This window comes from Saccharothrix luteola (assembly GCF_020859565.1).
GTDB classification, from domain to species: domain Bacteria; phylum Actinomycetota; class Actinomycetes; order Mycobacteriales; family Pseudonocardiaceae; genus Actinosynnema; species Actinosynnema luteola.
On the sequence record NZ_JAJHUO010000043.1, the window covers coordinates 45,073 to 65,824 of the forward strand.

Here is a 20,752-nt window from a genome sequence, read left to right on the forward strand (position 1 = left end):
CCGCCGAAGCCAAGACGTCGCCGCCATCGATGTCCTATCGCCGGGCACGGCGGTCACCGGCCCGAGGTCGCGGTGCGCAGTTCGCGCGGCTCGGAGGCGCGCGCGGAGGGAAGGGCGAGCACCACGCCCGTCGTCCGGTCCGGCTTGGGGCGGGGTGCGTGCACCCGCCGCGGCCGGGCGTGCTCGGCCTCGCGTTGCCGCGCGAACGCCACGACCAGGCCGCCGACGTGGCAGGTCAGGCCGCCGTCGGGGGCGCGTTCCAGCTCGAGCAGGCCGGCGTCGACCAGTTCGGCGAGCGCGTCGTCGGCCTCGTCGGGGTGGGTTTCCAGCAGCGGGGCGCACAGCGCGCCGGGGAACTCGACCGGTCCGGGTCCGAGCAGGCCGACCCGGCGCAGCAGGCGGCGGGCCACCGGGCTCAGGCGGGTGTGCGGCGCGGTCAGCGAGTCTTCGACGTCCCGGGCCAGTTCGCGCCAGCCGTCGCCGGCGGTGAGCCGGGCGGTCTGGGTCGCGACGGGCCAGTGCGGACGGGCCGCCAGGCGTGCGCCGGCCAGGCGCAGCGCGAGCGGGTCGCCGCGGCACTCCTCGGCCAACCGCAGGACGTCGTCGTGCTGCGCTCCCGCGCGTTCCGCGCCGATCACGGCGGTGACCAGGCGTGCGCCTTCTCCGACGCTCAGCGGGCCGGTCGTGACGTGCCAGGCGCCGACGAGCGTGGTCAGCCCGCGCCTGCTGGTGACGATGACGGCGCAGGTCGGGCTGCCCGGGAGCAGCGGTGCGACCTGCCGTTCGTCCGCCGCGTCGTCCAGCACGACCAGCACCCGGCGGTCGGCGGTCAGGTCGCGGTAGAGATCGGTGCGCTCGTCGGTGCTCGGGGGGATCGCCGGGTCCGGCACGCCCAGGGCGCGCAGGAAGCGGGCGAGCGCGTGGGCCGGGTCGACCGGATCTGCGCCCGCGCCGTGGAGCCGGACGAACAGCTGGCCGTCGGGGTAGTGCGCGCGCAACCTGTGTGCCGCGTGCACCGCGAGTGTCGTCTTGCCACTCCACGCCCGACCACCGACGGCCACCACGCGGGTGCTCGGGTCGGTGGTGGGTGGGGCGAGCAGGTCGCGGACTCGGGTGAGGAGGTCGGTGCGGCCGGTGAAGTCCCGGCTGGTCGGCGGCAGCAGGTGCGGCACGGCACGGCGGGTGACGGCGGTGGGACCGAGATCGGGGCCGGGGTCGGCTCCGGGGTCGGGGCGAGCGTCGGAATCAAGGCCGCGCATCGAGCCGGAGCCGAAGCCGGAGTCCCGACGAGAGCCCAGGTTGGAGCGGGAGCCCGAGCCCGAGCCGGCGCGGGGGCTTGAGCGGGACTGGGAAGGGGAGCTGCGATCGGAAGTCGCGGCGGTGGAGGCGGGCGCGGGGGCGGCGGCGGTGGAGGCGGGAGTGAGGGTGGGACCGGGGGTGGGGTGGGCGGTAGGGCTGGAGCCGGCGAGGATCGCCCGTTGGACCCGCGACAGCTCCTCCCCCGGTTCCAGGCCGAGCTCGTCGACCAGCAGCCGGCGGCCGTCCTGGTAGACCTCCAGCGCCTCGGCCCGCCGGCCGGCCGCGTGCAGCGCCACCATCATCTGCGCGCGCAGCCGCTCCCGGAACGGGTTGGCGGCCACCAGTTCCGCCAGCTCCCCGATCAGGTCCGGCCGCGGGCCGAGCGGTAGTTGGACGTCGACGTGCTCCTCCACCACCGAGATCCGCCGATCGGCGAGCGCGGTCCGGGCCGCGTCGACCAGCGGGCCGTTCACGCCGTCCAGAGGCCTTCCGCGCCACAGCGCCAGAGCCTCCCGGTAGTGCGCGACGGCAACCCGGGGATCGTCACCGGCCACGGCGAGGCGGGCGCGGGCCACCAACCCGTCGAACGCCAGCAGGTCGAGCTGGTCCTCCCCGCACCGGATCAGGTAGCCGGGGGTCTGGCGGACCACGACGTCCGGCAGTCCCGCGCCGTGCAGCGCCCGCCGGATCGCGGAGACGCAGATCTGGATCTGCTCACGCGCCGTGGACGGCGGCCTGGTGTCCCACACGGCGTCCACCAGCCGGTCCACCGCGACGACCCGGTTGGCCTGCAACAGCAGCATGGCCAGCACCGCCCGTTGACGCGGCGGGAACGCCAGGCCGGCCGCGTCCAGCGGGCCGAGAATCCGGAAAATCATGTCTGCGAACCCCCGGGTCGATTTCACCGAGCTGCTTGCGGACTGACCTTCGTCGCCCTTTTTATCCCGCCGCTATCGCGGACTTAACGGTCGCCCCCTTGCCCTCGCGATAGCACCGCGATAAGCCGCCTTCTTAGCGTTCCGCTCATCAAGATGCCAGGTGGGACCCTATGCAGGAGGTGGCGGGATGTCCGTCGAAACGATCGGCACAACCGTCCTGGAGGTCTTCCGGGACGTGCTGAAGAACAGCGAGCTCGGCGAGGACACCGATTTCTTCGAGGCCGGTGGTGATTCCCTGCTCGCGATCGACGCGATCCAGCGGATCGGCGAGGACGTCGGCCTCGACCTCGACCCGGTGGTCATCTTCATGTACCCGACGCCGGCCAGCTGCGCCGGTGCGGTCGCGGACCTCGGGTAAGCGCCGATGACCTCCATCGTCACGGGCCGGCGCCCGCCGGCCCCACCGGTCACCGACGGCTTCCGGTGGTGGCCGGAGCTGATCGTGCGCGGGGCCGGGTTCGCCGCTTCCGGCGTGCTCGACCTGGCCGACGCCGAACTGGGCAAGCACGCCGACGAAGCCGCCGCCGGGGACGACCCCGCCGCGTGGCAGCGGTTCCGCGAGCAGTTCGAGGCCGCCACCACCGCGATGGGGCAACGGCTGCGCGACATCGCCGCGTCCCCGTCGTTCCAGCACGCGGTGACCTGGCAGAACCACAGCCTGCTCCCGCTGGCCGTCGAACCGTTCCTGCGCCGCCCGGCCACCGAGTCCCGCAACTCCAAGAACCGGCAGCGCGAGGAGCTGATCGCCTCGTACTGGCAGCGCTACTGCCTGAAGAACGACTCGATCGGCTTCTTCGGCCCGGTCGGCTGGGCCCGGTGGGACGACCGCCCGCACAGCGAGGTCGTCGTCGGCGACCGGCTGGTGCGCCGGTCCACCGTGTTCTTCGAGAGCTGGGCGGTCGACCGGCTGGCGGAGGTCGTCGGCGCCACCCCCGGCCTGCGGTCCTGGCTCGCGCCCCGGCGGATGCCCTACCTGCGGCTGGTCGGCGATCGGGTCGAGCTGCCCATGGGCGCCCCGGTCGACCTGAACCCCCTGCAGGCACGAGTGCTGCGCGCCTGCGACGGGGTGGCCCGGGCGCGCGACCTCGGCGGTGACGAGGTCGCCGAGGTGCTGGCCGACTTCGCCCGCCGCCGGTGGATCACCTGGAAGATCGACCTGCCGGTGACGCCGTTCCCCGAACGAGCGCTGCGCGCGGTGCTCGCGCGGGTGGACGACGAAGAGCTGCGCCACGCCTGCCTGGCTCCGCTCGACCGGCTGGAGGCGTGCCGGGAGGCCGTCGCACGGGCGGCCGACGCGACCGCGTTGACCGAGGCGCTGACCGCGGCCGACCGGGTGTTCCACGAGCTGACCGGCGCGGACGGGCGACGTCACGGCGGTCAGGCCTACGGCGGCCGGACGCTGATGTACCAGGATTGCGCCCGCGACGTGGACGCCGTGTTCGGCCAGGACCTGATGGCCGCGGTCGAGCCGGTGGAGCTGCTGGCCCGCGGCTGCCGGTGGTTGTGCGCGCAGGCCGCCGACGCGGCACGCGCCACGTTGCTGGAGGTCTACCGCCGCGTCGGCGGGCCGTGCGCCCTGTCGGACCTGTGGGCGGCGGCCCTGGGCCCGCTGCGCCGCGGCGTGACCGCGGCGGTGGACGCGGCCCGCGTCGAGTACGCCGCGCGTTGGGCGGCCGTCCTGCGCCCGCCGCCGGGCGCGACCGAGGTGCGCCGCTCGCACGCCGAACTGCTGCCCGCGGTGCGCGCCGCGTTCGACGTGCCTGGGCCGGGCTGGAGCGCCGCGCGCTACCTCTCCCCCGACCTGATGATCTCGGCGACCGACCTGGACGCGGTGCGCCGCGGCGACTTCCAGGTGGTGGTCGGCGAGATCCACCTGGCGATGAACAGCCAGCGCAGCAACTGCTTCGTCACCCAGCACCCGGAGCCGGCCGACCTGCTGCGGCACGTCGACGCGGACTTCCCGCAGCCGCGGCTGCTGCCCGCCCCACCGCGCAGCGGCCCGGTCCGCCGGTCCACCCGCACCCAGTCCGCGCTCACCCGCGACGCCGACCGGCTGGTCGAGTTCCACCACCACACCGTCCCCGCCGACCGACCGGGGCTGCTGCCCAGCAGCGCGATCACCGTGCAGGAGGACCACGACGGCCTGGTCGCGGTGCTGCCGGACGGCACTCGGCACGACCTGCTCGACGTGTTCTCCGAGGTCCTGATGGACGTGGTGCTCAACGCGCACAGCCTGTTCGCCGGGCACGCGCACGTGCCGAGGGTGGTCGTGGACCGCGCCGTGGTGCAGCGCGAGACGTGGCGCTTCCGGGCGGCCGAGGTGCCGTTCGCGTCCGAGAAGGACGAGGCGCGCCGGTTCGTCGCGGCCCGCGCCTGGCGGGAGGCCGCCGGCCTGCCGCCGCGGGTGTTCGCCAAGGCGGGCTCCACCGACAAGCCGGTGTACGTCGACTTCGACAGCCCGGTGCTGGTGAACGTGCTGGCCAAGATGCTGCGCGGCGCGGCACCGGACCAGCTCCTCGGCTTCACCGAACTGCTGCCCGACCTGGACCACCTGTGGCTGGTGGACCAGAACGGCGACCGCTGCACGTCCGAGCTGCGCTTCGCGATGGTCGACCGGCTCGGCGCGCCCGATGGACAGGAGGCCCCGTGACCACAGTGCTGCCGGCTCCGGGCGCGATCGCGGACGACGTCCCGCTCGCCCGGCCGGACCACCTGACGCTCGGCGGCGGCTGGCGCTGGTCGCCGCACGTGATCGCGCGCGGCGCGGGTTTCCCCGCCGACGGCGTGCTGCGACTGAGGGCACCCGCGCTGCTCGACCGCGCCGACGACCTGGCCGACGCCGCGCCGGACGACCCGCGGTGGAGCGGGTACCGCGCCGCGTTCGACACCGCCGCCCGCGCCGGCGGGGTCGAGTTGCAGCGGGTGGCCGCCGACGGCGACTTCCGCCGCGCCGTGGCCTGGCAGAACCACCGGCTGATCGACGGCGCCCTCGCGCCGCTGCTGCGCTGGCGGGCGGACGCGGAGCCGCGCAACGCCAAGCACCGCGCCCGGGAGGAGCTGATCGCGTCCTACTGGCAGCGCTACTGCGTGAAGAACGACTCGATCGGGTTCTTCGGCCCGGTGCTGTGGGCGACGGCGGTCGGCGATCCGGCCACCCGGCTGCTGCCCGGGCCCGGTCTGACCCGGAGCATGGAGGTCTACTTCGAGCCGTGGGCGATCGACCGGCTCGCCGACGTGGTGCAGGCGCTGCCCGGCCTGCGGAACTGGCTGCGCCCGCGGCGCAACGCCTTCCTCAAGCTGGACGGGGACGTGGTGTCGCCGCCCGGCGGCAAGCCGGTCGCGGTGAGCGCCGCCGAGGCCTCGGTGCTGCGCCTGTGCGACGGGCGGACCCGGGTCCGGGACCTGCCCGCCCTGCTCTCCGAGCCGTCCACTGTGGACTCGGTGGTCGCGGTGCTGGACGGTTTCGCCAAGCGCCGCTGGGTGAGCTGGAAGCTGGACGTGCCGGTGTCCAAGTGGCCCCTGCGCGAGCTGCGGGCGTTCGTCGAGGGCGTGTCCGACGACGCGCTGCGGGAGTCCGCCGCACGGCTGCTGGACCGGCTGGACGCCGGGCGGGCGGAGTTGCAGGCCAAGGTCCACGCGCCGGCCGACGAGGTCACCGCCGCCCTGCTCGACCTGGACGCCACGTTCACCGAGCTGACCTCCGGGCCGTCCACCCGCAACGCGGGCCAGGCCTACGGCGGTCGGACGCTGGTCTACGCCGACTCCCGCCGGGACGCCGACCTGACCATCGGCACGACCGTGCTGGCCGCGGCGGAACCGGTGCGGCTGCTCGCGGACAGCGCGCGCTGGTTCTGCGCCGAGGTCTCCGCGGGCGTGCGGCCCGCGCTGGACGAGGTGCACCGGTCGTTCGACACCGCCGCCCCGGTCGACTTCGCCTCGTTCTGGGTGAAGTCGCTGGTGCCGCTGCGCTCGGCGATCAACCGCGCGGCCGACGCGACCGCCGCGGAGTTCCGCCGCCGCTGGGCCGAGGTGCTGCGGCTGCCCGAGGGCGAACGGCGGGTGCGCCGGACGTTCGCCGACCTGCTGCCCGCCGTGGGCGCGGCGTTCGCCGCCACCGGGCCGGGGTGGTCGGCCGCCCGGCACTTCAGCCCGGACCTCATGGTGGCCGCGCGGGACGGCGACGCGATCAACCGCGGCGAGTTCGAGCTCGTGCTCGGCGAGGCGCACATGGCGATCAACGCGCAGCGCAGCAACTGCCTGGTCAGCCAGCACCCCGACCTGCCCGCGCTGCTCGCGCGGACCGACGAGGAGTTCCCCCGGCCGAGGCTGCTGCCGGTGCTGCCCAAGGGCAGCCTGCCGCGCCTGTCGATCCGCACGCACCCCGGGTTCGTGCGGGACCGCGACTTCCTGCTGGAGACCACGCACCACACCGTGCACGCCGACCGGCCCGGCCTGGTCGCCGCGCGCGACGTGGCGGTGGTGCGGGTGGCGGGCGGACTGGCGCTGCGCCTGCCGACCGGCGAGGTGTTCGACGTGCTGGACGCGTTCTCCGAGATCCTGATGGACGCGGTGATCGACCGGTTCAGCCTGTTCGACGACCGCCCGCACACGCCGCGCGTCACCGTCGACAAGGTGGTGCTCAGCCGGGAGAAGTGGCGGGTGCCGAGCACGTCGGTGCCGTTCGCCAAGTGCAAGGACGAGGCGCTGAGGTTCGTGCTGGCCCGGCGGTGGCGGCGCGAGCTGGGCCTGCCCGAGCAGGTCTTCGTCACGCCGGTGAAGGGCGCCAAGCCGGTCTACATCGACTTCGACAGCCCGGTCTACGTGAACCTGCTGGCGAAGTTCGCCCGGCGGGCGGCGGAGACGGGCTCGGTGCTGACCGTCTCCGAGATGCTGCCCCGGCACGACGGGCTGTGGCTGCGCGACGGCGCGGACCACCGCTACACGTCCGAGCTGCGGCTGGCGGCGTTCGACCTGACCGGCGGCGGGCTCTCCACCGACGGCGACCGATTCCGGACGGAGGGACCGTGATGGCCGACCCCGTGATCGCCGACTCCCCGATCGCCGCCCCCACGGCGACGGGCCCGGCAGCGACAGGCCCGGCGGCGGGCGCGCTGCCCCGCAACCAGCGGCGCCTGTGGTTCACCCACCAGCTCGACCCCAGCGGCGAGGAGCTGCTGGTGCCGCTGGTGCTGCGGTTCTCCGGACCGCTGGACGTGCCCGCGCTGCGCGCCGCGCTGACCGGGATCACCGCCCGCCACGAGGTCCTGCGCACCTCCGTGGTCACGGTGGACGACGAGCCGGTCGCGGTCGTCCGGCCGGTGGGCGCGTTCGACCTGGCGGTGACCGTCCTGCCCGAGGGCGCCGAGCTCGGCCCGGCCGTGGACGCCGAACTGCGCGTCCCGTTCGACCTGGCGGGCGGGTTGCCGATCCGGGCCCGGCTGTTCCGGCTCGCCGCCGAGGAGCACGTGCTGTGCGTGAGCGTGCACCACATCGCGTTCGACGGCTGGTCGGCGGCGGTGTTCCAGGACGAGCTGGCCGCGCTGTACGACGCGCACCGCGCGGGCGTCGCCCCGGAGCTGCCCGCACCGCCCGCCCAGTTCCGCGAGGTCGCGCTGGCCGCCGACGAGCAGCTCGCCGTCGGTGACCGGCTGGCCCGCGGCCTGGCATTCTGGCGCGCCGAGCTGGCCGACGCACCCGCGTTCGAGCTGCCACCGGACCGGGCGCGGCCCGCCCGCCGCTCGGGTCGCGGCACGACGGCCTCGTTCACCCTGTCCCCGCGGGCCGCCGAGGCGCTCGCCGGGGTGGCGCGCTCCCGGCGGGCGACCCTGTTCTCGGTCCTGCTGGCCGCCGCCCAGGTGTTCTGCCACCGGGTGTCGGGGCGCGGCGATGTGGTCACCGGCACCTCGCTCGCCGAACGCGACCAGGCCGTGCGCAAGAACCTGATCGGTCCGTTCCTGGCCATGTTGGTGCTGCGCAACAACCTGACCGGCAACCCGCCGTTCGCCGAGCTGGTCGGGCGGGTCCGCCGCCGGATGATCGAGGCCTACGCCCACCGGCACGTGCCGTTCGACCTGCTCGTGGAGGAGCTGGCGCCGGAGCGGGACCTGTCGCGGACACCGCTGTTCGGCGTGCTGGTGGACATCCAGCCCGGTGCGGTGCGGCTGCCCGAGCTGGCCGGCGTGACGACCGGCGCGGTGCCGGTGGCCGGGAAGACGGCGCGCTACGACGTCGAGATCGCCTTCACCACGTGGGCCGACGGCCGGATCGACTGCCGCGTGACCGGTGACGCCGCGCTCTACCGGGCGGACACCGTGCGGCGCTGGGCCCGTCAGCTCGACACCTTGCTGGCGGACCTGGCGGAACGACCGGAGCAGCGCATCGACGAGGCCGCGCTGTCCTCGTCCGACGAGGTGGCCGGGCTGCGCGCGGTCACCGTGCCCGAGGCCGTGCCCTTCCCCGCCCGCACGCTGCACGAGCTGTTCACCGACCAAGCCGCCCGCACCCCCGACGCGACGGCCGTGGTCACGGCGGACGGCGAGCGGCTGTCCTACCGGGAGCTGGCCGACCGGTCCGACGTGATCGGGCGGGCGCTGGTCGCCCGCGGCGTGCGGGTGGACGACGTGGTGGGCGTGCGCATGGACCGCACGGCGGACCTCGTGCCCGCGCTGCTGGGCGTGCTCAAGGCCGGTGCGTCGTTCCTGCCCCTGGAGACCGACACGCCGCCCGCCAGGGTCGCCAAGCTGCTCACCGGCGCCCGCGCCCGGCTGTGCCTGTCCGATCGCGGCCTGCCCCACGCGGGCGTGGCGACCGCAACCCCGGACGAGCTGGTCGACCCCGGCCCGGACGTCGCGCTGCCCGAGGTGCACCCGCTGGACCTGTGCTCGGTGTACTGCACGTCCGGGTCGACCGGCGAGCCGAAGCGCGTGGCCAGCACGCACGAGGGCTGGGTCAACCGGATGCTGTGGATGCAGCGCAGGCACGGCCTGCGGCCCGGCGGGACGGTGCTGCACAAGACCACGCTGACCTTCGACGACGCCGCCGTGGAGGTGTTCTGGCCGCTGCTGACCGGCGGCGTGGTGGCGTTGCTCGGCCCGGGGCTGCACCGCGACCCGCGCGCGATCGTGGCCGCCGGCGTCCGGCACGACGCGGCGCACGTCCAGTTCGTGCCCAGCATGCTGGAGTTCTTCGTCGAGGCCGTCACCCCGGCCGACCTGGCCGGGTGGCCGTCGCTGCGCAGCGTGCTGTCCAGCGGCGAGGCGCTGCGACCGGACCTGGTGCGCCGGTTCCTCGACGTCACGGCCGCGGCGGGCCGGTCGATCAGCCTGGACAACACCTGGGGCGCCACCGAGGTGTCGATCGACTCGACCTTCCACGTCTGCGGCCCCGACGACGTGGGCCCGGACGCCGCCGCCGGCGCCGTGTCGCTGGGCGTGCCGCTGGACAACAACGAGGTGCACGTCCTGGACGAGCACCTGCGGCCGGTGCCGGTCGGCGTGCCCGGCGAGCTGTACCTGGGCGGTGTCGGGCTGGCCAGGGGCTACCTGCACGACCCGCGGCGCACCGCCGAGTCGTTCGTGCCGCACGTCGAGCGGCCCGGGGAACGGCTCTACCGCACTGGCGACGTGGGCCGGTTGCGACCGGACGGGTCCGCGGAGTTCCTCGGCCGCGCCGACGACCAGGTGAAGGTGCGCGGCGTGCGCATCGAGCTGGGCGAGATCGAGGCCGTGCTGCGCGAGCACCCCGGGATCGCCGACGCCGTGGCCGCCGTGCGCGCCACCGCCGCCGGTCCGACCGTGGTCGGCTACGTGGTGCCCGCACCCGGCGCCGCCCCGGGCACGGCCGAGCTGCGCGCGTTCGCCGCCGACCGGCTCACCGGGTACGCGGTGCCCGGCGCGCTGGTGGTGCTGGACGCCCTCCCGTTGCTGCCCAACGGGAAGCTCGACCGGCGGGCGCTGCCCGTGCCCGAGCAGGCCGACGTGCCGGCGGCGGAGTTCGTCGAGCCGCGCGACACCGCCGAGCTCGCCGTGGCCGAGCTGTGGGCCGAGGCGCTGGGCCGGCCGCGGGTGGGCGCGACCGACGACTTCTTCGCGCTCGGCGGGCACTCGCTGCTCGCGATCCGGGTGACCAACGCGATGAGCCGCGCGTTCGGCGTGGCGCTGTCGCCGGTCCTGCTGTTCGAGCGGCGCACCGTCGCGGCGGTGGCCGAGCGGGTCACCGACCTGGTGCTCGCCGACGTGGACGCGCTGAGCGACCACGACGCGGAACGACTCCTGACCTCCTGACCGCACGAGACCCGACGGGAACCACGATGACCACCGAAGCAGTGCGGCCGGGCCAGATGAGCACGGCGAAGCAGCGGTTGATCGAGCAGCGGTTGCGCGGCCGTGCGTCGGCCGGCGCGCCGGACCGGCCGGAGATCGGCCGGTTCACCGGCGACGGGCCGACCGCCCTCTCCCCCGTGCAGCACGGGATGTGGCTCGCCAACCAACTCCTGACCGACAACGCCGTGTACGGCGTCCAATGGTCGATGTGGCTGCGCGGTGCGGTGGACCGCAGCGCGCTGGCCGCCGCGTTCGCCGCCTTGGTGCACCGGCACGAGGTGCTGCGCAGCGCCTACCCGGAGGGCGAGGACGGTCCGGTGCAGGTGCTCGGCGACGTGTCGGCGGACCTGCTGCGGGTCGAGGAGCCGCACGACCACGACGGCGCGCTCGCCCTGGCCGCGACGCTCGCCCGCGTCCCCTTCGACCTGGCCGCCGGGCCGCTGTTCGGCGCGGTGCTGGTGCCGGTCTCCGGGGACGCCGAGGAGCACCTGCTGGTGATCCGGGCGCACCACCTGCTGGTGGACGAGTGGTCCGGCGGCATCCTGGCCCGCGAGCTGACCGCGCTCTACGAGGCGTTCCACACCGGCGGCACGCCCTCGCTGCCCGAGCTGGACGTCCGTTACGCGGACTACGCGCGGTGGCAGGCCGAACGGGTGGCCGGACCGCTGGGCCGCCGCCAGCTCGACCACTGGCGCGCCGCGCTGGACGGGGCCGCGCCCGTGCTGGAGCTGCCGACCGACCGGGCCCGCGACGTCGCCGACCACCGCGGCGCCACGATCCGCGCCCGGCTCTCCGCCGAGACCTCCGCGGGCGTGCACCGGCTGGCCGCCGCCTCGGGCACGACCGTGTTCAGCACGGTGCTGGCGCTGTTCGCCGGCCTGCTGCACCGCTACACCGGGCAGCCGAGGTTCGCGATCGGCTCGCTGGTCGCGGGTCGGCCCACGCCGCAGACCGAGCCGCTGGTCGGGTTGTTCGCCAACACCGTGGCCATCCCGGTCGACCTGACCGGCGACCCGACCGCGGCCGAGTCGGCGCGCCGGGTGAACCGCTCGGTGCTCGACGCGCTCGCCCACTCCGACGTGCCGTTCGACCAGGTGGTCGCCGACCTGCGGGTGGAGCGCAGCGCCGAGCACAACCCCGTGTTCCAGGTGCTGTTCCAGGCGTTCGAGGCGGGCGCGACGCCGTGGCGGTTCGCCGGGCTGGCGGTCGAGCCGGTCCCGGTGGACGACGGCCACGCCAAGGTGGACCTGACCCTGTTCGCGATCACCAGGCCGGACTGCGTCGAGCTGGTCCTGACCTACGCGCGCGGCCTGTACGAGGACGCGACCGCACGGCGGCTGCTGGACCACCTGACCGAGCTGATCGGCCGCGCCGTCTCCACGCCGGACTGCCCTCTCGCCGACCTGGACGTCCTCACCCCGGCCGAGCGCGACCGCGCCGTGCGGGGCTGGAACGACACCGACGCGGTGTTCCCCGACGACGCCACCGTGCACGGGCTGTTCGAGCGGTGGGCCAGGGAGGAGCCCGACCGGGTCGCGGTCCGCGCGGTGGACGGCGGCACCGTGACGTACCGGGAGCTGGACGAGCGGGCCAACCAGCTCGCGCACCACCTGCGGGCGATGGGCGTGGGCCGGGAGTCCCTGGTGGCGGCGTGCGTCGGCCACTCGACCGAGATGTTCGTGGCGCTGCTGGGCATCCTGAAGGCGGGTGCGGCCTACGTGCCGCTGGACGCCGCCCTGCCCAGCGCCCGGCTGGAGTGGATCCTCACCGACACCGCCGCGCCGATCGTGGTCACCACGGCCGCGCTGCGGTCGGCCGTGCCGGCGGCGTTCGCGGGCCGGTACGTGCTGGTGGACGAGGACTGGCCGGAGATCGACGCCCGACCGCGCAGCGCGCCGCAGCCGCTGTCCGACGCCGGGAACCTGCTCTACGTCATGTACACGTCCGGCTCGACGGGCAAGCCCAAGGGCGTGCTGGTGCCGCACGTCGGCGTGGTCAACTACCTGCACTGGGCGATCACCGGCTACGGCCTGGAGGGCGAGCGCGGCGCGCCGATGCTCGGCTCCATCGCGTTCGACCTGTCCGTGCCGAACTTCTGGCTGCCGCTGGTCGGCGGCCGGTGCGTGACGCTGCTGCCGCCGGACCGCAGCCTGGAGACGTTGGCCGGGGTGCTGGCCGAGCCAGGCGACTTCAGCCTGCTCAAGATCACTCCCGGGCACCTGGACGTGCTGCGCGGGATGCTCGACCCGGGTTCGGTGCGGTCCGTGCGCACGTTCGTGGTCGGCGCGGACGAGGTCCGGCCGGAGACCGTGGCGGGGTGGCGGCAGGTCGCGCCGAACGCCCGGATCATCAACGAGTACGGCCCGACCGAGACGGTCGTCGGCTGCTCGGTGCACGTGGTCGAGGACGACTTCGACCCGTCGCGGTCGGTGCCGATCGGCAGGCCCATCGACAACATCCGGATGTACGTGCTGGACAGCGGCCTGAACCCGATGCCGGTCGGCGTGGTCGGCGAGCTGTACATCGGTGGCATCGGCGTGGCCCGCGGTTACCTGCACCGGGCCGCGCTGACCGCGGAGAAGTTCGTGCCCGACCCGTTCGGCGCGCCCGGCGACCGGCTGTACCGCACCGGCGACCTGGCCCGCTACCGGCCGGACGGCGAGCTGGACTTCCTGGGGCGCACCGACTTCCAGGTGAAGGTGCGCGGCTACCGCATCGAGCTGGGCGAGGTCGAGGCGCGGTTGGGCCTGCACCCCGGCGTGGTGGACGCGGTGGCCGCGGCGGTCACCGGGGCCGGTGGCCACAAGCGGCTGGTGGGCTACCTGGTCGCGGCGGACCGGACCGCTCCCCCGACGCCGGCCGAGCTGCGCGCGTTCCTGGCCGAGGTGCTGCCGGACTACATGGTGCCGTCGGTGTTCGTCGTGCTCGACCGGATGCCGTTGACCAGCGCGGGCAAGGTGGACCGCACCGCGCTGCCCGCGCCGGGTTCGGCCGCCGCGACCCGGGCCGGGGACGACGTGGCGCGCACCCCTGTGGAGCACCTGCTGGCCGCCGTGTGGCGCGAGGTGCTGGGCCGGCCGGTGGGCGTGCGGGAGAACTTCTTCGAGGTGGGCGGCGATTCGGTGCTCGCGATCCGGGTCGCGGCCCGGGCGCGGCGGGCCGGCCTGACGATGTCGGTGGGCGCGCTGTTCCGCCACCAGACGATCGCCGAGCTGGCCGGGGCGGTCGATCCGGGTGACGTGGTGGGAGCCGGCAGCGCGGTGGTCGGAGCCGGTGCGGTGCCCGGCGCAGCACCCATCGGGCTGGACACAGCGCCCGGTGCGGCGGCGTCGACCAGTCTGAGCACGGCGGTGTCGACCGGGCTGGGCGTGATGCCCGAAGCCGCGGTCACGATCGGGCTGGAGGCGGTGCCCGGCACCGCCGCGCCGGCGGAGCTCGGCGCGGTGCACCGGTTGTCGCCGTTGCAGGCCGGGATGTTGCTCAGCGCGGTGGCCGACCCGGAGTCCGGCGACTACCTGGAGCAGTTCGTCCTCAACTTCGACGGCGACCTCGACCACGACGCGCTGGCGCGGGCGTGGCGGGCGGTCGCCGATCGGCACGCGGCGCTGCGGACCTCGTTGCACTGGCGCGACCTGCCGCACCCCGTGCAGGTGATCCACCCGCACGCGGTCCTGGCGGTGGAGCGCCACGACTGGCGGGACCCCCACCCCGAACCACCGGCCGAACGGCTCGCCGGGCTGCTGCGCGCCGAGCGCTCGCGCGGTTTCGCCGAGGACCGGCCGCCGGTGCGGGTGCACCTGGTCCGCGTGGCCGAGCGCGCGCACCACGTGGTCTGGGTGCTGCACCACGCCCTGCTGGACGGCTGGAGCATGCCGATCGTGCTGGGCGAGCTGGTCGCCCTCTACCGCGCGTTCGCCGTCGGCGCGCCGGCGCCCGAGTTGCCCGAGCCGGTGGACTCGTTGCGCCACCTCGCCTGGCTGGCCGGCCGCGACCGGGCCGAGGAAGCCGCCTACTGGCGCGACGCCCTGGCGGGCTTCACCGAACCGACGCCGATCCCGGCGGTCGGACCCGAACCCGCGACCACGAAGCGGCCGTCGCCGCGCGAGGACCGGGTCGTGCTGTCCGATGAGGACAGTGCGGCGCTGCGCGCGCTGGCCCGCCGCCACCGCGGCACGCTCGGCGGGTTGATGCAGGGCGCGTGGGGCCTGGTCCTGGCGCGCACGAGCGGTCGGCGCGACGTCGTGTTCGGCGCGGTGGTCGCCGGGCGGTCGGCGGACCTGCCGGACCTGGACCGCGCGGTCGGCATGCTGATGAACACCGTGCCGACCCGCGTGCGGTTCACCCCGGGCGAGACCACCGGCGACTGGCTGCACCGGCTGCGCGCCGAGCAGTGGGCGCTGCGGCCGTTCGAGCACAGCGTGCCGGGCGACGTGCGGCGGCACTGCGGCGTCCCCGCCGGGCGGTCGTTGTTCGACAGCATCGTGGTGTTCGACAACGTACCCACCGGACGGGTGGAGCTGCCGGGCGCGGTGCTGAGCGGGGTCGCGCACGACCACGGCCGTTCGGGTCACCCGCTGGTGCTGGACATCGCGGATCGCGACGCGGTCGAGGTGTCGCTGTTCGCCGACCCCGAGCGGGTGACCGCGGCGGACAGCGCGGCGTTGCTCGCCGAGTACCGCGAGGTGCTGGCCCGGCTGGTGGCCGGGGCGTCACCGGACGAGGTGCTGGTGTCGTCCGCCGCACCAGTGGCAGTCACCCGGGTCGAGCCGGCACGCGCGCCGGTCGGGCCGAGGTCCGCCGAGGCGGAGCGGATCCTGACCGCGATCTGGGCCGACGTGCTCGGCGTGCCCGGCATCGGGCCGCACGACGACTTCGTGGAGTGGGGCGGCGACTCCATCCTCGCCATGCAGGTGGTGGCGCGGGCCCGGGAGGCCGGTCTCCTGCTGCGGCCCGGTCACGTGTTCAGCCACCCCACGATCGCCGCGCTGGCCTCCGTGACGAGCGCGGGCACCACCGGAGCGGACCCAGCCGCCACGACCGGACCCGACGCCGACGTGATGGCGCTGCTGCACGCCCGATTCGGCGCCGACGCGGTGGTCGACGCCTATCCGCTGTCCGCCCTCCAGACCGGCATCCTGGTGCACTCCATCGGCGAGGACAGCGCGTACGTGCAGGTGTTCGGCTTCCACCTGGACGAGGACCCCGACGCCGCGCGCTGGGAACAGGCCTGGCGGCTGATCGCACGGCGGCACGCCGCGCTGCGCACCGCGTTCGTCTGGCAGGGCCTGGCCGAGCCGCACCAGGTGGTGCTGCGCGCCGACGACGTGCCGCTGTCGGTGCTCGACTGGCGCCGCCTGCCTGCCGCCGAACGTCCTGACCGGCTCCGCGAGCTGATGACCGCGCAGCAGCGCACGCCGTTCGACCTGTCCGCCGCGCCACCGATGCGGCTCACCCTCGTCCGCACCGGCGAGCGCAGCGCGGAACTGCTGTGGCGCACGCACCACATCGTGCTGGACGGCTGGAGCGCGACCGCGGTGTTCCGCGAGGCGCACGCGGCGTACCGGGCGCTGCGGGACAGCGGCGCGCCACCGGAGCTGCCCGAGCCGACGCCGTACCGCGACTACCTGGCCTGGCTCGCCGGCCGCGACCGCGACGCGGACGCCCGCCACTGGGCGGGCGTGCTCGCCGGGTCCACCGAACCGACCCCGCTGCCCGCGGCCGATCCGGTCGAGGACCGAGCCGGGGACGACCAGGTGGGCAACGGCATCGTGGTGGTCGACGCGCCGGCGGACCTCGTGGCCGCCTTGCACCGGGCGACCCGACGCCACCGCGTCACGGCGGGCGCACTGGTGCACGCCGCGTGGGCGTTGGTCCTGGGCCACCACAGCGGCCGGTCGGACGTCCTGTTCGGCTCCACCGTGACCGGCCGGTCGGCGCCCGAGGTGCAGGACGTGGTCGGCATGGTGATGAACACGCTGCCGGTGCGGGTCCGCCTGGACGGCGCGGCCCCGGTCGGCGGCTGGCTGCGCGGCGTCCACGAGCAGTTGGTGGAGCTGCGCGAGCACGAGCACTGCACGATGACCGAGGTCCGCAGGCAGGCGGGCTTCACCGACCGGGCACGGCGGCTGTTCGACAGCATCGTGGTGTTCCACAACGAGCGCTACGGCACGCAGGCCCTGCCGTCCGACGTGGCCGCCATCGCGTCCACCGAGGCCCTGGACACCGGCTACCCGCTGGTGCTGGACGCCATCCTGCGCGACGGCCTGCAACTGCAGCTCAACCACCAGCGCGACCGGTACCGCGCGGGAACGGCCCGGCGGCTCGCCGAGGACTGCCTGGTGGTGCTGCGGGCCCTGGTGGCGGAGGACGAGCGGACCCTGGGCGAGTTGCCCGCCCTGCTCGCCCCGAGCGCGCCGGACACCGCGCCCGCCGTCGTGACGACGGCACCGGCCGGGTTCCTGCCGCCGCGCAGCGGCCGGGAGCAGACGATGGCCGACATCTGGGCCGACGTGCTCGGCGTGCAGCGGGTCGGCGTGCACGACAACCTGTTCGACCTCGGCGGCGACTCGGTGCTGGCGATCCGGATCGTGTCCCGGGCGCGGCAGGCGGGCATCCCGATCAGCCCCCGCCGCCTGATGGACCACCCGACGATCGCCGGCCTCGCCGTGGACGAGCTGGACGCGCGGGCCGCCGTCGCGGTGCACGCGGACCAGGGCGTGATCACCGGGCCGGTGGCGCCGACCCCGGTCCAGCGCTGGTTCACCGAACTGGACTGGCCGCACGACCACTACAACCAGAGCGCCCTGCTGGCCGCCGACGAACGCCTGGACCCCGACGTGCTGCGGTCCGCGCTGGCGGTTCTCGTCGGGCACCACGACGCTCTGCGGCTGCGGCTCACCCGAGGTGAGCACGGCTGGGAGCAGCGGCTCGCCGACGTGACCGACGCGCCCGAGGTGCGGGTGGTCGCCGACGACGGGCTGGCCGACGCGGCGGACGAGGCCCACCGCGCGCTGAGCCTCGCCGGCGGTCCGCTGCTGCGGGCGGTGCTGTGCCGCGGGGAGGGCGGTGACCGGCTGCTGCTGGTGATCCACCACCTGGCCGTGGACACCGTGTCGTGGGGCGTCCTGCTCGACGACCTCACCACCGCCTACCGGCAGCTGCGCGACGGCGGACCGGTCACCCTGCCCGCCAAGACCACGTCGGTGCAGCACTGGGCGTCCAAGCTGGCCGCGCACGCCACCGGCGACGAGTTCGCGGGCGAGGCCGCCTACTGGCGGGGGTTGGACTTCTCGTCCGCCGCCGACCTGCCGGTCGACCACGTGGCCGGCGCCCACACCGAGGGGTCGGCGGTCGAGTTCACCACCCGCGTGCCGGCCGGGCTGGTGACCGGCTCGCCGCACCGGGTGGAAGACCTGCTGCTGGCCTCGGTGTCCCGCGCGCTGGCCGACTGGACGGGACGGCGGACCGCCCTGGTCGACATCGAGCGCCACGGCCGCGAGCCGCTGTTCGCCGACGTGGACCTGTCCCGCACGGTCGGCTGGTTCACCGCCGTGCAACCGGTGCTGGTGGAGCTGACGGGCGACGCCGCGACCGACTTGGCCGTGGTCGCCGAGCAGTTGCACGGCGTGCCGGACCACGGCATCGGGTACGGGCTGTCCGGCGGGCGGCAGGCCGCGCAGCTCGTGCTGAACTACCACGGTCGGCACACCGGGGGGACGCGCGAGTTCCTGCGGCCGGTCGACGGGCCGACCGGCGTGGCGCGCTCGCCCGAGGGCGTGCGGCCCTACCTGCTCGAAGTGGACGCCGCGCTGGACGCGGACGGCCTGCGCGTGACGTGGAAGTTCTCCACCGCCCGGCACGACGCGACGACCGTGCGCCGCCTCGCCGACGCGGTGCTCGACCACCTGCGGCTGCTGGCGGCCCTGCCGGTGCCGCCGGCCGACCCGGTGGCGACCCGGGTGTTCCCGGGCGCGCCGGTCCTGCTGGTGCCCGCCGCCCGTCGGGCGCTGCCCGGCCTGAGCGCCGCCGTGGTGGTGGGCGGCGAACCGGTGCGGGCGTTCGCGCACGGCGTGCTGCGTCGCGGCGAGTCCGCCCCGGTCACACCCGGCACGGTGTTCCAGGCGGGTTCGGCGAGCAAGCAGGTCGCCGCGCTGACCGTGCTCCGGCTGGTCGACGCGGGGCTGGTCGAGCTGGACGCGCCGGCCGACGCGTACCTGCGCGGCTGGCGGGTGGGGTCGCCGGTGACCGTGCGGCAACTGCTCGACCACACCGGTGGGCTGACGTTCCACGACTACTCGGGCTACCAGCCGGACGGGCCGGTGCCGCCGCTGGCGGAAGTGCTGACCGGTTCCGCGCGGGTCACCACGCCCGCGGTGCGCGCCGAGCTGCCGCCCGGCGAGCGGTACCGCTACTCGGGCAGCCACTACACCGTGCTCCAGCAACTCGTCGAGGACGTGACCGGCACGTCGTTCGCCGTGGCGGCCCGCGACCTGGTGCTCGCCCCGCTCGGGCTGCGCGCCAGCGGCTACGGGGCGGAGTTCGTGGTCGGCCGGCCCGACGTGGCCACCGGGCACCGGGCGACCGGCGAGGCGTACCCCGGCGGGTGGCGGGTGCTGCCCGAGCACGCGGCGGCGGGGTTGTGGACCACCGCGACCGACCTGGCCCGGATCACGCTCGAAGTGCACCGGGCCGCGCACGGCCGGTCGTCGCTGCTGCCGGCCGCGCTCGGCGGGCAGGTGGGCACGCCGGGCATGGGTTCCGGCTACGGGCTCGGCGTGTTCGTGTTCCGCCTCGGCGGCCGGACCCGCATCGGGCACGGCGGCGAGACGCCGGGCTACAAGTGCTTGACCACGTTCGACTGGGAGACGGAGGCGGGTCTGGTGGCCATGACCAACGGCGACGTGGGACGCGAGTTCCTGCGCGAGGTGCACGCCGAGATGGGCGTCGCGGACTTGGAGATCATCCATGACTAGCGTGCTGCGCGACCGCGTGGTCCGGCTCTACCTGGTCGGCCAGTCGTTGTCCGGGCTCGGCGACTCGGCGCTGTGGCTGGCGCTCGCCATCTGGGTGAAGACGCTGACCGGCAGTTCGGCGGAGGCCGGGCTGGTGATGTTCTTCTTCTCCGCCGCCGCGCTGGCCGCGCCCGTGCTCGGCGCGGTGGTGGACCGGGTGCGCCGGTCCCGGCTGCTGGTGGTGGCGAACCTGGTGGGCGCGGCGGTGGTGCTGCCGCTGCTGCTGGTGGACGGCGCCGAGGACGTGTGGCTCGTCTACCTGGTGATGTTCGCCTACGGCCTGGTGAACAAGGTGATCGGGTCGGCGCAGTCCGCGCTGATCGCCGACGTGCTGCCCGCCGACCGGCTGGCCGAGGCCAACGGGTTGCTCCGCTCGACCAGGGAGGCGCTGCGGATCGTCGCGCCCCTGGTCGGGGCGGGGCTGTTCGTCTGGCTCGGCGCGCCCGCGGTGATCGTGCTGGACGCGCTGACGTTCCTCGCCGCGGTGGCGTTCCTGCTGCGGATGCGGGTGCGGGAACAGCGGCCGGAGCCCAGCGGCCGGGCGTTCGGGGCGGACATCGCGCAGGGCGTCCGGTACGTGGCCGACCACCGCGTGATGCGCTGGCTGGTGCTCGGGTTCGGGGTGGCCGCGCTGGCGTACGGGTTCGGCGAGTCGGGCATCTTCTCGGCCATCGGCGACGGGCTCGGCCTCGACCCGGCGTTCGTCGGCATCACCGGCGTGGTCCAGGGCGCGGCGGCGGTGCTGATCGGGCCGTTCGCGGGCCGGCTCAACCGGCGCCTCGGCGAGCTGCGGCTGGTGCGGCTCGGCCTCGCCGGGTACGCGGTGAGCCTGGTTCTGCTGGCCGTGCCGTCGCTGCCGGTGGTGCTGGTGTCGATGGCGGTCGCCGGCGTCTGCCTGCCGCTGGCGGGCGTGGGTCTGATCACCTACCTGCAGGCGAACACGCCGAAGAACCTCCAGGGCCGGGTGTTCTCGGCGGCCGACCTCGCGGTGTCCGCGCCGTTGGCGCTGTCGGTCGCGCTGGGCAGCGGCCTGCTCACCGTGCTGGGCTACCAACTGCTGTTCGCGGTGGGTGCCGTATTCCTGCTGGCCGGGGCCGCCCTGACCCTGCGGGCGTCGGCGCGGCAGGCTCCGGTGATGACCGGTGAACCGCCCGTGCCGGTGGGCGCGAAGAGCTGACGACAG

The 20,752-nt window shown here is 75.1% G+C and carries 7 protein-coding genes; 6 read left to right on the top strand and 1 reads right to left on the bottom strand.

What is annotated here, in order from left to right; all coding sequences use genetic code 11:
- Positions 1 to 53: 53 nt before the first annotated feature.
- Complete coding sequence (locus LNK82_RS47350) at positions 54 to 2,177, bottom strand: AfsR/SARP family transcriptional regulator (protein ID WP_268997990.1); 2,124 nt, start codon at positions 2,175 to 2,177, stop codon at positions 54 to 56.
- A 187-nt stretch (positions 2,178 to 2,364) separates the two neighbouring features.
- On the opposite strand from LNK82_RS47350, the gene LNK82_RS42005 reads away from it, so the two are divergent.
- The 6 genes from LNK82_RS42005 to LNK82_RS42030 are packed head-to-tail and all read left to right on the top strand — an operon-like array spanning position 2,365 to position 20,746.
- Positions 2,365 to 2,595, top strand: a complete 231-nt coding sequence (locus tag LNK82_RS42005) for a phosphopantetheine-binding protein (RefSeq protein ID WP_230572445.1) — start codon at positions 2,365 to 2,367, stop codon at positions 2,593 to 2,595.
- Positions 2,596 to 2,601: 6 nt separating this feature from the next.
- A complete protein-coding gene (locus LNK82_RS42010; protein ID WP_230572446.1) occupies positions 2,602 to 4,887 on the top strand; it encodes a lantibiotic dehydratase in 2,286 nt (761 codons plus the stop codon).
- Positions 4,884 to 7,265 (top strand): lantibiotic dehydratase, encoded by a 2,382-nt coding sequence (locus LNK82_RS42015; protein WP_230572447.1) that lies wholly within the window; start codon positions 4,884 to 4,886, stop codon positions 7,263 to 7,265. Before LNK82_RS42010 ends, LNK82_RS42015 begins: the two co-directional genes overlap by 4 nt.
- On the top strand, positions 7,265 to 10,519 hold the full coding sequence (locus LNK82_RS42020) for a non-ribosomal peptide synthetase (RefSeq protein WP_230572448.1): 3,255 nt from the start codon (positions 7,265 to 7,267) through the stop codon (positions 10,517 to 10,519). The genes LNK82_RS42015 and LNK82_RS42020 overlap by 1 nt, the downstream gene beginning before the upstream one ends.
- Positions 10,520 to 10,545: 26 nt before the next feature.
- On the top strand, positions 10,546 to 19,530 hold the full coding sequence (locus tag LNK82_RS42025) for a non-ribosomal peptide synthetase (RefSeq protein WP_230572449.1): 8,985 nt from the start codon (positions 10,546 to 10,548) through the stop codon (positions 19,528 to 19,530).
- Positions 19,523 to 20,746: an MFS transporter gene (locus LNK82_RS42030; RefSeq protein WP_230572450.1), complete on the top strand. Its 1,224-nt coding sequence runs from the start codon at positions 19,523 to 19,525 to the stop codon at positions 20,744 to 20,746. The genes LNK82_RS42025 and LNK82_RS42030 overlap by 8 nt, the downstream gene beginning before the upstream one ends.
- The last annotated feature ends 6 nt before the right edge of the window (positions 20,747 to 20,752 follow it).

Coding starts and splice junctions, on each gene's coding strand:
- LNK82_RS47350 (WP_268997990.1), bottom strand. CDS start 2,177: ATGATTTTCCGGATTCTCGGCCCGCTGGACGCGGCCGGCCTGGCGTTC.
- LNK82_RS42005 (WP_230572445.1), top strand. CDS start 2,365: ATGTCCGTCGAAACGATCGGCACAACCGTCCTGGAGGTCTTCCGGGAC.
- LNK82_RS42010 (WP_230572446.1), top strand. CDS start 2,602: ATGACCTCCATCGTCACGGGCCGGCGCCCGCCGGCCCCACCGGTCACC.
- LNK82_RS42020 (WP_230572448.1), top strand. CDS start 7,265: ATGGCCGACCCCGTGATCGCCGACTCCCCGATCGCCGCCCCCACGGCG.
- LNK82_RS42025 (WP_230572449.1), top strand. CDS start 10,546: ATGACCACCGAAGCAGTGCGGCCGGGCCAGATGAGCACGGCGAAGCAG.
- LNK82_RS42030 (WP_230572450.1), top strand. CDS start 19,523: ATGACTAGCGTGCTGCGCGACCGCGTGGTCCGGCTCTACCTGGTCGGC.